Source organism: Candidatus Rickettsia colombianensi (genome assembly GCF_003664375.1).
In the GTDB taxonomy this organism is placed as follows: domain Bacteria; phylum Pseudomonadota; class Alphaproteobacteria; order Rickettsiales; family Rickettsiaceae; genus Rickettsia; species Rickettsia tamurae.
This window is the reverse complement of the sequence record NZ_RAQN01000012.1, coordinates 1-13,168: the sequence shown is the minus strand read 5'-3', so window position 1 is coordinate 13,168 and position 13,168 is coordinate 1. Positions and strand designations below refer to the sequence as shown.

Genomic DNA, 13,168 nt, shown 5'->3' with positions numbered 1-13,168 from the left:
AAATTAATTTCTTAAAATTTACGTTGATTTTTAAAAACTAGAAACATTAAGTTTAATTTTTTGTCTCTTAAGGTTATTTACATATAATTTTAGCATTTTCTCAAGCTTTATTTGATTCTTTGATTTATTTTTAGTCATTATATACTCTATAATTGACGGAGTCTTTAAGTGAACAGAATAGTATTTTTTCAAAAGTGGAATTATTTGTATGCGTAATTTTGGTATCATAGTTACAATGTTCCCTAATAAAGATCCGTGCATCCATCCATAAATCAGAACCTATAGAAGAATGTTTTAAATATTTTGTGATAAAAGGTAATATAGCTTTAAGTTCCATTTTTTGAAATCTTGCTATTATATAAGTAAGCCCAACAAAAGCAGCACTGTTTATTTCTGTACTTTCATTTTTCTTAAGAAAGTATAAGCAAATTTCTAAAGCTTCTTGGTAATTTAAAGAATTTTGACAAAAGCCTAAAATAAACTCTATTTTTTCTTTCTCATTTTTTAAAGAATTTATTAATGTTTTATCTATAAATATTTTTAATTTTTTATGGCTTAAACATTTCAAATTATTTTTAAAATATTAAATAAACTTTTCTTTCTAATCTTGGTATACAAATAACAATGCTAAATAATGTTAAATTAGTTGCATTTAAAATTTTTTCACTGGTGCTTTTCAAATTTTCAAACAATAAAGGCAATATTAAATCTTCTTTAATATTATAAAATCTTTCAACCAAACGACCTATAGCTTCAACTGCTGTAACTTGTATTAATTCTTCCGGATTTCTTAAATTTTGTGTTAGAATGTCTAGTGCATCGTCATAATCCTTATAATGCCCTACATATATAAGATAATAAAAAGTTTTTTCCTATTCAGGTAGATCAATTACATCCGGTTGATTTCTATATTCTTCCTCACTCATTATCATATAATTAATTAGCAACCAATTTCTGATTCCCGTTATTCTCGGCAACCTTATTTTTATTTGCAACCCAATTGTCAAAATCCTCTTTGCTTACTACTTCTATAGCAATCGGCATGAAGCCGTGATTGATACCGCATAGTTCGGAGCATTGCCCGTAATATACACCTTTCTTGGCAGCTCTTGTCCACGTTTCATTAATTCTTCCAGGCACTGCATCTATTTTAAACCCAAGCGACGGAACGGCAAAACTATGTATTACGTCACCTGCGGTAATGAGAAACCTTACGGTAGCATTTTCAGGGATAACAATTCGATTATCAACATCTAATAATCTTTTTTGGTCAGGTTTTAAATTCTCATCAGAGATCATTACGCTATCAAATTCTAAATTATCATGATCAGGATATATATAATGCCAATACCATTGATAACCTACTACTTTAATAGTTAAATCCGTTTCGGGTATTTTTTCGGCATGACGCAATATTCTAAAAGACGGCACTGCAATAATAACTAAAATTATTATAGGTATTACAGTCCAAATTATTTCTATTAAAACATTATGTGAAAATTTTGCCGGTACGGGATTATTTTTTGCATTAAATCTAATGCATACAAAGCCAAGTAATCCGGCAACGAATAAAACAATAGCTGTTGAGATATAAAGCAGAAAATTATGAAAATGATGTAATTCCTCCATAATCGGACTTGCCGGCGGCTGGAACGTTACTTGCCAAGGTAACGGCTCGGAAGCAAAGCAGCTACTACTAACAATCAAAAAACAAATTAAAGTAATAGACATCTTCCCAAACTTCGTTTCTAGAGGTAATTTATACGTCGATCTGGTACTCGAATCCTCACGTACGCTTGTGTACGTTGCGGTTCGAGGTGAAGTGTCTTCTTTAAATTCCTCTCTAAATCCTCGTTTGGAAAGATGTCTAATAATATTTTTCATAGCACATATAAAATTATTTATATATTAATATAATGTATATACAGTTTTATTAAAGTAAAAATCGATAAATTTTTATAAAAACTACATATTTTTAATAATATTTGAGCTAGAAAGTGTGCCTATATTAGGATGTTGCAGTAAGTCAATAACTTCTATTACTTTCGCATTTATATTTATTTTTGCTTGAATTTGCTTATTTATTAACTGAGGATCGTGCTTTGTTACAGCGATTACAGAAGGACAAATATTTTGCACTAACCGAGCGTAATCATTAAAATCTTTTAGTTTAGGTAATATAAGTACTTTATCAACAAATGTGAAAGAACTTAAAATTTTTGCTCGTTGTAATTGATTATGGATAGGTTGACGTTTTTTATATTTAATAATTGTTTCATCCGGCTCTAAAGCAACGATTAAGTATTTACCGTGTTTTTTAGCTTTGCGTAGAAATTCTATATGACCGTAATGTAATAAATCAAAACAACCGCCTACTAGAACTATTTCACTATTTATAGGACAGTTTTTATTTAAAGAAATATTCTCATAATATTCTATTTTGGGTAATTTGACAGCATTATGGTTAGATGAGCAGGACATAAGATTAATAAAAATTAATAAAAATAGGAAAAGTCTAGGCATAATCTTCATCTATATAAGTTAACGAAAATTAACTTATATAAAAAATTTAGTTTTAAGCAATAAAAAACTAATAAAACAGAAATAAAAAAAAATTTACAATTTTCTATTGTAATTTGTTCGTATATAGTTCATATTATTATTAGTAATGAAAAATTGATTCAAATATCTTCAGAGCAATTTTAATGAATGATACTGCACTATCTTATGATTTTAATGGCATATTACCATCATCGTTTATTAGTGCACGTCTCAGGAAAATCCTCACCTCTGCCTCCTTATTATTATTTATAGCATTAGTTATTTTTGTCTCTTTTGCTGTTAATAATTATGTTAACGACACTTTATCCATAACTTTAGTACAACCTGATAGTAGTGAAGAAGAAACAATTTCCTTTAAAGAAGTAGTAGTAAAAAAAGGCGATACTATAAAGTCAATTTTGATAGAACAAAATATCCCTAAAAATGAAATAGAAAAAATTGTAAGTTTAGTAAAAGAAGGTAAATTATCTTCTGCTCTTAAAATAGGGCAGCAAATTACTTTTGAATATGAAACAAAAATTACTGAAAACGAAAACGAAGATGAAGATTTAACCTCAGAGGTAACATTCTTAAATAAAATCGTTATAATTATCGATAAGCTAAAAACTATTGAAGTAATTAGAGAAGGTGATAATTTTAAAGTTGAAGAAATTGTAGTACCTTTAAGTAAAAAAGTTGCCAAATCGTCGGTAATTATTGAATCAAATTTTATGTCAGCCCTTAAAAAACTGGGCTTATCGAATAATAGTATAATAGAGCTGATTAATGCTTATGCTTATCAAATCGATTTCCAGCGTCAAATAAAAAGCGGTGATACCGCAACCGTAATAACGGAAAAATACGTAACGGAAGACGGTAAATTTTCCCACCACGGTAAAATTCTATATGTTTCATTAAATCTTTCAGGGAAAAAATATAATATATATCGTTATTCCCATGACAATAACGCAAATAATCATGCATTTTTTTCCGAAGATGGTAAAAGCGTAAAAAGAAGCTTACTTAAAACTCCGCTAAAAGTTATAAAAGTTTCTTCACATTACGGTAATAGAAAGCATCCGATACTCGGTTATACTAAAATGCATAAGGGAGTTGACTTTGCAGCTCCAACCGGTACGCCTATATATTCCGCAGGAAACGGAGTTATAACGGAAATAGGTTGGAAGTCGGGTTATGGAAAATTTATTCAGGTAAAACATAGCGGTACGCTATCTACTGCTTATGCTCATGCTTCAAATTTTGCAAAAAATTTAAAAGTGGGAAGTATCGTAAAACAAGGACAAATCATCGCATATGTCGGAAGTACCGGCAGAGCTACAGGTCCACATTTACATTATGAAGTTAAAATTGACGGCAAACATGTTAATCCTATGTCAGTTAAAACAACACCAGGTATAGAATTAAACGGAAAAAATTTAGAGAAATTTAAACAATTTAAAAAAGAAATAAAAACTTTAAATGTTAAGCTTGATAAGGAATTACAAGTAGAGAAAGCAGCCACAGTTTCATTGTAGGATAGTCGTCATTGCGAGCAGTCGTAGGCTGCGTGGCAATCTTATGAAATAATAACAAACTCCTGAGATTGCTTCGTCAATTACTTCGTAATTTTCTTGCAATGACGATTAGGTATCCACGCAAAAATATTCACAAAACATCTATGTCCCTACTCCTAAAAAAATTATATCTAACATTCGCTCGTAGTAGTCGTATAATAATAACCTTAGTGATTATTGATCAGTTAAGTAAATGGTGGTTTATTGATAATTTGAGATGGAAGCCGGGCTTAATGCTTAAGGTTACTTCTTTCTTAAATATGGTTTATACTTGGAATTACGGTATTAGCTTTGGTCTAATGCGTGAATATTATCAATATAGCAATGCTATTTTCTTAATAACGAACACGATTATTGTCTGTTATTTATATTATTTGATGATACGTTCAAAAACGATCGGAAGCTTTGCCGGTTATAGCTTTGTAATCGGCGGATCTGTTGGTAATCTAATTGATAGATTTTTTAGAGGAGCAGTTTTTGACTTCATCCATTTTCATTATCAGAATTATAGCTTTCCCGTATTTAATTTAGCTGATTGCTTTATTACAATAGGAGTAATTATCTTAATAGAAGATTATTATAGTACTAAAAAAGTTATTGAAGAAAAGGCTAAAGGGAATTATGATAATGCTCAAATTGAAGCTATGGCTGAAAAAATTCGTAATACCGATAAGGGTGGTAACGATAAAATAGACTCCTTGCAAAATTAAACTTATAGATAGGAATTTGAAGGAAACACGGAACGCAGCACCGTAGCGTAGTAAGACCTACGTGAGGATTCGATACCGGATTTACAAATTACCTCTAGAAGTTCATTTTGCAAGGAGTCTATTTTAATTTTAATTTATAGGTGTTTAAGTGAAAAAGATTTTTTTATTATTTACTGTTTTATTCATTACTTCTGCTTGTAGTAAAAAGTTAAAAGAAACCGTAGGTATATCAACAGCCGGACCTAATGAGTATCAAGTACAGCGTGCTAAAGCACTAGAAGTTCCGCCTCATTATTATTTACCTGATCCTGGGAATAGTAAACCAACTTATAATAATATAAAAGGACAAGGTGAATTTAATGAAGGTGAACAAGCATTAATGCAGGACATGGATTAAGGTTCTGAGTCATGTCATCCCGTGGTTTGTTTATAGTGGACAGTTTTTAAAAAGACTTCGATGTCATTCCCGCGAAGGCGGGAATCCAGCAAAACCTATAAAAAACAAGTTTTTTATAGGTTTATTTTATCACATATATAAATTTTGTATCAATATTAAGGTTATTTTTTCTAGATTCCCGCTTTCGCGGGAATGACATATAAATTACTCATGAATTCTCATAAAAAACAGAAAATAGGTGTTTTTGGGCTTGGTAAAACCGGTATATCGGTTTACGAGGAATTGCAAAATAAATATGATGTAATTGTTTATGATGATTTAAAAGCAAATAGAGATATATTTGAAGAATTATATAGTAAAACCGCTATTACTGCTTTATCTGATTCAAGATGGCAAAATTTAGATAAAATTGTCTTAAGTCCTGGAATTCCTTTAACGCATGAGATAGTCAAGATTGCAAAAAATTTTAATATTTCAATCACTTCCGATATAGACTTATTATTTGAAAAATCAAGAAATTTAAACTTTATCGCCGTAACTGGTACAAATGGTAAAAGTACTACTACTGCTTTAATAAGCCATATCTTAAATAGTAACGGTTTAGACTATCCGGTTGCCGGTAATATTGGAGTTTCTGCTTTGCAAGCTAAAGCAAGTAAGGATGGGTATGTACTTGAATTGTCTTCTTTCCAGCTAGATCTAGTAAAAACCTTTACAGCTAAAATAGCAGTGCTTCTTAATATAACTCCCGACCATTTGGATAGACATCAAGACATGACCGGTTATATTGCAGCAAAATCTAAGATTTTTGATCGAATGGATAAAAAGAGTTATGCAGTAATTAATATCGATAATGATTATTGTCGTAAGATTTTTATGCTATTACAGCAAGAGCAGCGTATAAAACTAATTCCTTTTTCTGTTACTAAAATTCTTGAAAACGGTATTTCGGTAGTTGATGATAAAATTAAAGATAAAGATAATGATATAAGTTATAAATTATCGTTTAATAAAAATTTGCAAGGACTTCACAATTATGAGAATATTGCCGCAAGTTATGCAGTAGCTAAAATAATAGGAGTAGAACCTAAAAAAATAATTGAGTCTATAAGTAGTTTTCAAAGTTTACCTCATAGAATGCAATATATCGGTAGTATAAATAATATAAGTTTTTACAATGATAGTAAAGCAACAAATGCCATATCTGCCGTGCAATCAATTAAAGCACTAGATAATATTTACTGGCTTGCTGGAGGAATCCCTAAAGAGGGTGGTATTGAGGAAATAAAGCCTTATTTCAGTAAAATTAAGAAAGCTTATTTTTATGGTCAAGCTAAAGAAATATTTGCAAATACTGCTAAGAATATAGTAGATTTTGTAATATGTGATGATCTTGAGCAAGCCTTCGATCTTGCTTATAAGGATGCAATAGGTGATAATGCGGAGGTAAAAAATATCTTGTTAGCACCTAGTTGTAGTTCATATGATCAGTTTAAAAATTTTGAAAAGCGTGGAGAGTTGTTTATAAAATTGTGTAGTATACTGTCACCCTGTGGCTTGACCACGGGGCCTAGTTAAAAATACTAATAATATTAGTATTTTTTATTGTTTTTCTGGATACCGTGGACAAGCCACGGGGTGACATCGAGTGTGTTTTCCGATCCATGCAATAACATCATCAATATAGCCATAAAAGAATAGGAAAAATTTGAATAACGAAATATCTAATAACTTTATAAAATTATGGTGGCGGAGTACCGATAGGCAAATAATAATTTCTTTAATTATCTTATTTGCTTTTAGTCTAATGCTTGTTACTACCTCAGGTTCAGCAGTAGCAAGTAGAATAGGTCTTGAAGAAAGTTATTTTGCATCTAGACAAATATTTTATTTAGCTGCCGCTTCAGGGCTTATATTATTATTTTCATGTCTTAATAAGAAATGGTTAAGGCGTTTTGCAATAGTTGGGTTTATTGCTAGTATAGTTTTATTAGTAGCAGTTAAATTTTTTGGCTATGAAGTAAAAGGAGCAGTGCGATGGATTAATATTCTAGGTCTATCTATTCAACCTTCGGAATTTATCAAACCGTTTTTTGCAGTTGTTACGGGCTGGATATTATCGCTAAAATTTAATGATGATTTTCCAAGTTTTACGATTTGTGTAATACTTTATTCTATTGTTGCTATTCTCTTAATTATTCAGCCGGATTTTGGAATGCTTGTAATGATTACGGCAGTTTTTGGTATTCAGCTGTTTATTGCAGGTATGCCGATATTTTGGATTGTTCTAGCGGGTTTTTTAGGAATGATAGGAGTAACTGTTGCTTATTTTTGGTTACCTCACGTAACGCAAAGAATTAATTCATTTTTAGATCCCGATAGTAGCGAGAATTATCAAGTTAGTAAGTCTCTTAAAGCTTTTGAGCATGGCGGTTTATATGGACGCGGCCCAGGGGAGGGAGCAGTAAAGCAGCTACTACCCGATTCCCATACGGACTTTATTTTTGCCGTAGCTGGTGAGGAGTTTGGGGCTATTATTTGCCTGATTGTTATAGGTATATTTGCTTTTATAGTATTAAGAAGTCTTATTAAGTTATTAAATGAAACAGATAAATTTGTACAATTCGCTGCTAGCGGTATAATTGCACAATTAGGGCTTCAGGCAATAATTAATATGGGTGTGACTTTACATTTACTTCCTACTAAAGGTATGACATTGCCGTTTATTAGTTACGGTGGTTCTTCAACGCTTGCAATAGCTATCGCTACCGGTATGCTTCTTGGTTTTACAAGACACCGAACGCCGTTAAATTCGTACAAAATTCGTAATATTGAAATATGAAAAAAATCATTTTGGTAGCAGGAGGGACTGGGGGACATTTTTTTCCGGCAGTCGCTCTTGGGGAAGAGTTAGTGAAACGTGGGTATGAAGTTCATTTTATTACTGATTTAAGATGCAAAAAATATATAAAACAGGATATGAAAGTAATTTTTCATATCCTAGATTTAAAACGCTCAGGTAATATTTTCTTGTTTTTACCTAGGTTATCAATTGCAGTTTTAAAGGCTATTAGATTATTATATAATATCAGGTCTTCAGCTATTATAGGATTTGGCGGTTATCCTGTTATAGCTCCAATGTTTGCGGCAATTTTTTTAAGAGTACCGATTATAATTCATGAACAGAATTCTTACCTTGGAAAAGTTAATAAATTTTTTGTAAGCTTTACTAAAAAGATAGCTATTTCTTATGAAAAAATAAAAAATTTACCGGAATTTGCAAAAAGTAAAATAGTAGTTACCGGTGGGGTAGTTAGAGAGAATATTAGGGATATAATGTCACCCCGTGGCTTGACCACGGGGTCCAAAAAGTCTTTAATAAAACCACTGGACCCCGTGGTCAAGCCACGGGGTGACAAGCCTTCCACTGATAATATCTTTACTATATTCATCTTTGGCGGTAGTCAAGGAGCTAAGTTATTTTCAGAGCTGATACCTGCAAGTATCCAAATTTTAATGCAAAAACAGCCAGGTCTTGAATTAAATATAATCCAGCAAGCAGCATTAGATGATCAAGTAAAAATAAAAGATATATACTCGAAATTAAACATTAGTTATGAATTTGCCGAATTTTTTGAGAATATGGCATTGCAATATAAAGAAGCCGATTTAGTGATTTCAAGAGCAGGAGCATCTACTATAGAAGAATTGACCTATATAGGGTTGCCGGCAATCTTTATTCCACTGCCTAGTGCTGCGGATAATCATCAATACTACAATGCAAAATTATTGGAAGATAAAAAAGCAGGCTGGTGTTTAGAGCAGAATAATATTTCTGCAGGAAAATTAGCAGATAAAATACTCGATTTGATAAGTAATCCTAAGATATTAGAGGATGCTTCACAAAATTTATTAAAAAGAAGAAAAGAAGGGCATAAGCTATTAAGTAACCTAATAGAAGAGGTGATTTGAGTTTTGTTTTCCGTCATTGCGAGGAAAAACTGTAAGTTTTGATGAAGCAATCTCGTGCTAAAGTCCTGAGATTGCCACGCTCCTTTTAGTCGCTCGCAATGATGGGGTGGGAGACATACAACAAGACCAAAAATACCTCAGAATAACAATAATTTAATTAAGTACATAGCAGTTCGGCTCTTTATTCTTGCAAGTTTGGCTATTATGTGGCATTAATCATAATAGACTTCCTGCATAACTTGCTTCTAAGGGTAATTTGTGTGTCGATCTGGTACTCGTATCCTCACATACCAAAGCGTACGCTGCGGTGCTGCGTTCCGTGTCTCCTACAAATTCCTCCTTATTAGCTACGTTATACAGGAAGTCTAATAAAAGTTTTGGAATATAAATATATGTTAAAAAAAATTATAATATTATTTTTAGGAATGTTTTTACTTTCAGCTTGTACAGATAATTTTAGAAGCTATTTTCAAAGATCCGCAAATAATAGATTGGTTGATAGTAAAGGTGCTAAAGGCGGCAAGAGAAAACCTGTATATAATAATAAATATATTACTTTGGCTAAAAAGAATATAGTAGAAGATAATCTTGATGATGATAACGACGATGATGATGACTATGATAGTCCTTTAAGAGGAGAAAGAATCGATCCTGTAAAGAGAAATCGTGAAATGTATCTTAAGATGATTAAAAGGGATATAGCAAGGCAAAAAGCAGAAGCCGGCTTCGCTGAATCCGATGATGATATGACTTTAAGTAGAGCAAATAAAAAGGTTAGAAAAGACGATAGCGATAAAGAAAAAAAGATGCAAGAGGAATTAAATCAGATAAAAGCAATGCTTAGAGAAACTAAGCGTGATATATCAAAATATACTTGTCCAAATGCTACGGTAAACCAAAATTATGCACCGCCCGTTACAAATTATGAGCCTGTAAATTATCCACCGGTAAAAAATAGTAAGCCGTATAATAATAATTCTAAGGTAAAGCAAAAATTTATCCGTGAAGATGATGATAACGGCAGTAATGCTTGTTCGATATAATATATATTATTTCGTTGATCGCAGAAATCCAGACTTCTTTGCTTTCATCCCGTGGCTTGACCACGGGATGAAATAGTCAAGCCAGGGTATAACAATAATTTACTTTTTTTTAGCTTTCTGCTGCCGCAGGAATGACATATCATGTGATATATTTATTACTATTTAATAGGTATATTATGAAAAGTAAACTTTCAGCAAGTACTGCTAGTCTTACCTCTATAAAAACCCTATTGTTATTGAAATAAATGAGTTAGCAAAGACATTAGATGTTATAAAAGAACTTAAAAAAGCCTATGAGATAGCAGAAACAAAAGACCAGGTATTAGAAGCATTAAAGTTGTTGAATCAGCAAAGCAACAGCTTACAGATCAAACAAAAGAATTATGCAACAAGTTAAGCGATGCTAGTATATGTATTACTTATTTATTGGCTAAAAAAAGTGGTAAAGAATCGTTAAAATTTTTATCACCATACTTATTACAAAAAGCATCTGATTTTGATTATATTGAACAATATATTCCAAAGGAATATATAAAGAAAAGTAATCAAGATGATGCTATGGAATTGCTTGGTAAACGCGAAGTAAGAGACTATTTAGATCAAAAGTCTTCTGAGTTAGCAAATAAATCGCCTGTACCGTCTACCCCTTCTATAACGGACACATTTAATTATGATAGTGATGAAATTACGGTTACCGGAGAAGAGAAAACGACGCTGAATACTGAACAAGCTTGATATAACACTAATAGCAAATTACTTTTGTAATTTGCTATTAGTAATACATCTTTATTCACAATTAATACTCGTGCTATCCCCCCCCCCCCCCCCCCCCCCTCCATCATTTCCCAAACGTTTTAATGCTTGTATAGTTTTTACTATACCACAACATCTTGATTTATAAGCGACATATCCAATAGGAAGTCCAAATATAAGTGCTACACCGATAATATTGAAACTCAGATACATCCAATCATTAGTACTATATTGTGAAGTTTCTACTTCAGATGAATTATTATTAAGGTTACTTATTGTTTCTACCCAATTTTCTAGATATGAATTATTTGACACTGCAATCTCCTTCGCTATTCCTATCTTTTAGAATAGGATAAATATTGATTGCGTATCAAGTATTAATTTTTTTTTAGTTATTTTAATGTAAATATAGAGAGACTCAATAAGAACCTAGATAATTACAAATTAAGATTTCCAATTTAGTTCCGGATAGTTTCTAATTTCAGCTTTGTAATTGCTATTTTTTAACCATCTCTTAGCTGCTTCTAAATATAGAAAAATTATCGGTGTGATGTAAAGAGTAGGTAATTGCGATGTGAGTAGACCACCGACTACGGCAAGTCCTAGCGATCTTCTCTCTGCTCCCGTTGCTCCGACTCCAAGGGCAATAGGCATGCTCCCATTAATGCAGCTAAGGTAGTCATCATAATTGGTCTGAATCTTATTATACATGCTTCATAGATTGCTTCATGCGAAGATTTATTGCCGGTTCTTTCAAGTTCTAAAGCAAAATCAATAATCATAATAGCGTTTTTCTTGACGATACCGATGAGCATCATAAGCCCAACAAATCCGTACTTATCAAGTTCGCTATTAAATATTAGCAACGTAAGTAATACTCCAAATATAGCTGTAGGCAGTCTTGAAAGTATGGTTATAGGATGTACAAAACTCTCATATAACATGCCAAGGATAATGTAAATAACTATAACGGCAAGTCCAAGTAGTAAGCCAAGATCGGAAAAAGACGACTGAAATGCTTGAGCCGTTCCTTGGAAACTTCCCGTAATCGTAGTCGGCATTTGTAACTCTCTTATAGCTTCATTGACTTTTGGAACGGCATCACTAATTGAGTAGCCGTCTTGTAAGTTAAATGACACCGTAACCGAAGGTAATTGTCCGAAATGTGAAATACTAAGCGGACCGACATTATTAACAATTTTAGCAAGTGTCGTTAGCGGTACTAAATTGCCGTTTGCAGAGTTAATATTGACTAAAGATAACATTGACGAATCGGTTTGATGTTTTGGATCTAGCTCTAAAATAACGTCATATTGAGCTGTTGGGGTATATAATGTTGAAATTTGCTCAGCACCGTAAGCTGCATATAAGATATTCTGTATTTGTTCAACTGATATACCGAGTTTTGCAGTTTTATATCTATCAATCTGCACTAAAGTTTGTGGCTGTGCTATTTGTAAATCCGACGTTACGTCAATAAAACCTGGCAGCCGTGTGAACTTGTCTTTTAATTTCGGTGCAAAGCTAAATAGCTCATCTTGATCGAGTCCTTGTATAGTATATTGATATTGGCTTTTGGTTGCTTGTCCTCCGATTGTGATAGTGGGTACGTTTTGGATATAGACCCTTAAACCTACTAGATGATTTAGTTTTGAGCGTAACTGGTCTATAACGGCATCGGCACCTATGCTTTGATTACGAGGTTTTAAGCTAATAAAAATCGTACCCTGATTGACGGCAGAATTGCTACCTGAAACCCCTACAGCTGAAAAAAATGAATCTATGTTAGGATTTTTAGTAATACATCGCTTACCTGCTGTTGTTCTTTTACCATCGCATCAAAAGAAATAGTTTGAGCGGCTTCGGTAAAAACTAAGATTTGTCCCGTATTGGAATCAAGGCATAAAGCCTTTACGGACTTTCCCGAATAAATAAGCCGTTGCGATGATTACTAAGAGAAATATAAGCATAGTAGTTTTTGAATGCTCTACTACCGTTTTTAGACTGCTACCGTATTTTTGTTTGACATATTCAAAGGCTTTTTCTGTTAGTAATAACTCGTCATTGCGAGGCGTCAAAGACGCCGTGGCAATCTCGGTTTGTTGTCCTGAGATTGCTTTGTCACTACGTTCCTCGCAATGACGATCTTTCAAAAACACGTTACATAACATAGGAGTT

12 protein-coding genes and 2 pseudogenes are annotated in these 13,168 nt (G+C 32.4%); 8 read left to right on the top strand and 6 right to left on the bottom strand.

Annotated elements, in window-relative coordinates:
• Positions 1-130 precede the first annotated feature (130 nt).
• The 3 genes from D6968_RS06060 to D6968_RS04050 all read right to left on the bottom strand — a co-directional run bounded on the left by D6968_RS06060 (position 131) and on the right by D6968_RS04050 (position 2,481).
• Positions 131-568, bottom strand: a complete 438-nt coding sequence (locus D6968_RS06060) for a hypothetical protein (RefSeq protein ID WP_245969312.1) — start codon at positions 566-568, stop codon at positions 131-133.
• 368 nt (positions 569-936) lie between these two features.
• Complete coding sequence (coxB, locus tag D6968_RS04055; RefSeq protein WP_121543573.1) at positions 937-1,884, bottom strand: cytochrome c oxidase subunit II; 948 nt, start codon at positions 1,882-1,884, stop codon at positions 937-939.
• An 81-nt stretch (positions 1,885-1,965) separates the two neighbouring features.
• Positions 1,966-2,481 (bottom strand): adenylyltransferase/cytidyltransferase family protein, encoded by a 516-nt coding sequence (locus tag D6968_RS04050; protein WP_342767361.1) that lies wholly within the window; start codon positions 2,479-2,481, stop codon positions 1,966-1,968.
• Between the two features lie 224 nt (positions 2,482-2,705).
• Between D6968_RS04050 and D6968_RS04045 the strand changes: the two genes are divergently transcribed.
• The 6 genes from D6968_RS04045 to murG all read left to right on the top strand — a co-directional run bounded on the left by D6968_RS04045 (position 2,706) and on the right by murG (position 9,194).
• On the top strand, positions 2,706-4,076 hold the full coding sequence (locus D6968_RS04045) for a M23 family metallopeptidase (protein WP_121543571.1): 1,371 nt from the start codon (positions 2,706-2,708) through the stop codon (positions 4,074-4,076).
• A 143-nt stretch (positions 4,077-4,219) separates the two neighbouring features.
• Positions 4,220-4,825, top strand: coding sequence for a signal peptidase II (gene lspA, locus D6968_RS04035; RefSeq protein WP_045803839.1), 606 nt, complete (start codon positions 4,220-4,222; stop codon positions 4,823-4,825).
• Positions 4,826-4,973: 148 nt separating this feature from the next.
• Entirely contained in the window at positions 4,974-5,222 is a 249-nt protein-coding gene (locus D6968_RS04030) for a DUF3035 domain-containing protein (protein ID WP_121543567.1), read from the top strand.
• Between the two features lie 210 nt (positions 5,223-5,432).
• Positions 5,433-6,800: a UDP-N-acetylmuramoyl-L-alanine--D-glutamate ligase gene (gene murD, locus D6968_RS04025; protein WP_121543565.1), complete on the top strand. Its 1,368-nt coding sequence runs from the start codon at positions 5,433-5,435 to the stop codon at positions 6,798-6,800.
• A gap of 130 nt (positions 6,801-6,930) precedes the next feature.
• Complete coding sequence (gene ftsW, locus D6968_RS04015; RefSeq protein WP_121543563.1) at positions 6,931-8,064, top strand: putative lipid II flippase FtsW; 1,134 nt, start codon at positions 6,931-6,933, stop codon at positions 8,062-8,064.
• Positions 8,061-9,194, top strand: a complete 1,134-nt coding sequence (gene murG, locus D6968_RS04010; RefSeq protein WP_121543561.1) for an undecaprenyldiphospho-muramoylpentapeptide beta-N-acetylglucosaminyltransferase — start codon at positions 8,061-8,063, stop codon at positions 9,192-9,194. The genes ftsW and murG overlap by 4 nt, the downstream gene beginning before the upstream one ends.
• Before the next feature lie 219 nt (positions 9,195-9,413).
• Here the strand turns inward: murG and D6968_RS04005 are convergent.
• A pseudogene (locus D6968_RS04005) lies at positions 9,414-9,578 on the bottom strand (palindromic element RPE1 domain-containing protein); the annotation flags it as partial.
• An 8-nt stretch (positions 9,579-9,586) separates the two neighbouring features.
• On the opposite strand from D6968_RS04005, the gene D6968_RS04000 reads away from it, so the two are divergent.
• Both D6968_RS04000 and D6968_RS03995 read left to right on the top strand, forming a co-directional pair.
• Positions 9,587-10,237, top strand: coding sequence for a hypothetical protein (locus D6968_RS04000; RefSeq protein ID WP_121543559.1), 651 nt, complete (start codon positions 9,587-9,589; stop codon positions 10,235-10,237).
• A gap of 426 nt (positions 10,238-10,663) precedes the next feature.
• The gene (locus D6968_RS03995) at positions 10,664-10,972 is read left to right on the top strand and encodes a hypothetical protein (protein ID WP_121543557.1); all 309 of its coding nucleotides are present in this window, start codon (positions 10,664-10,666) and stop codon (positions 10,970-10,972) included.
• A 51-nt stretch (positions 10,973-11,023) separates the two neighbouring features.
• On the opposite strand, the gene D6968_RS03990 is transcribed toward D6968_RS03995, so the two are convergent.
• Both D6968_RS03990 and D6968_RS06055 read right to left on the bottom strand, forming a co-directional pair.
• Positions 11,024-11,305 (bottom strand): hypothetical protein, encoded by a 282-nt coding sequence (locus D6968_RS03990; protein WP_121543555.1) that lies wholly within the window; start codon positions 11,303-11,305, stop codon positions 11,024-11,026.
• Between the two features lie 129 nt (positions 11,306-11,434).
• Positions 11,435-13,168: pseudogene (locus tag D6968_RS06055) on the bottom strand (efflux RND transporter permease subunit); the annotation flags it as partial.

Bases quoted from the DNA above. Each gene is read 5' to 3' on its own strand.
- murD (WP_121543565.1), top strand. From the start codon at position 5,433: ATGAATTCTCATAAAAAACAGAAAATAGGTGTTTTTGGGCTTGGTAAA.
- D6968_RS04045 (WP_121543571.1), top strand. From the start codon at position 2,706: ATGAATGATACTGCACTATCTTATGATTTTAATGGCATATTACCATCA.
- D6968_RS04000 (WP_121543559.1), top strand. From the start codon at position 9,587: ATGTTAAAAAAAATTATAATATTATTTTTAGGAATGTTTTTACTTTCA.
- murG (WP_121543561.1), top strand. From the start codon at position 8,061: ATGAAAAAAATCATTTTGGTAGCAGGAGGGACTGGGGGACATTTTTTT.
- lspA (WP_045803839.1), top strand. From the start codon at position 4,220: ATGTCCCTACTCCTAAAAAAATTATATCTAACATTCGCTCGTAGTAGT.
- D6968_RS04050 (WP_342767361.1), bottom strand. From the start codon at position 2,481: ATGTCCTGCTCATCTAACCATAATGCTGTCAAATTACCCAAAATAGAA.
- coxB (WP_121543573.1), bottom strand. From the start codon at position 1,884: ATGAAAAATATTATTAGACATCTTTCCAAACGAGGATTTAGAGAGGAA.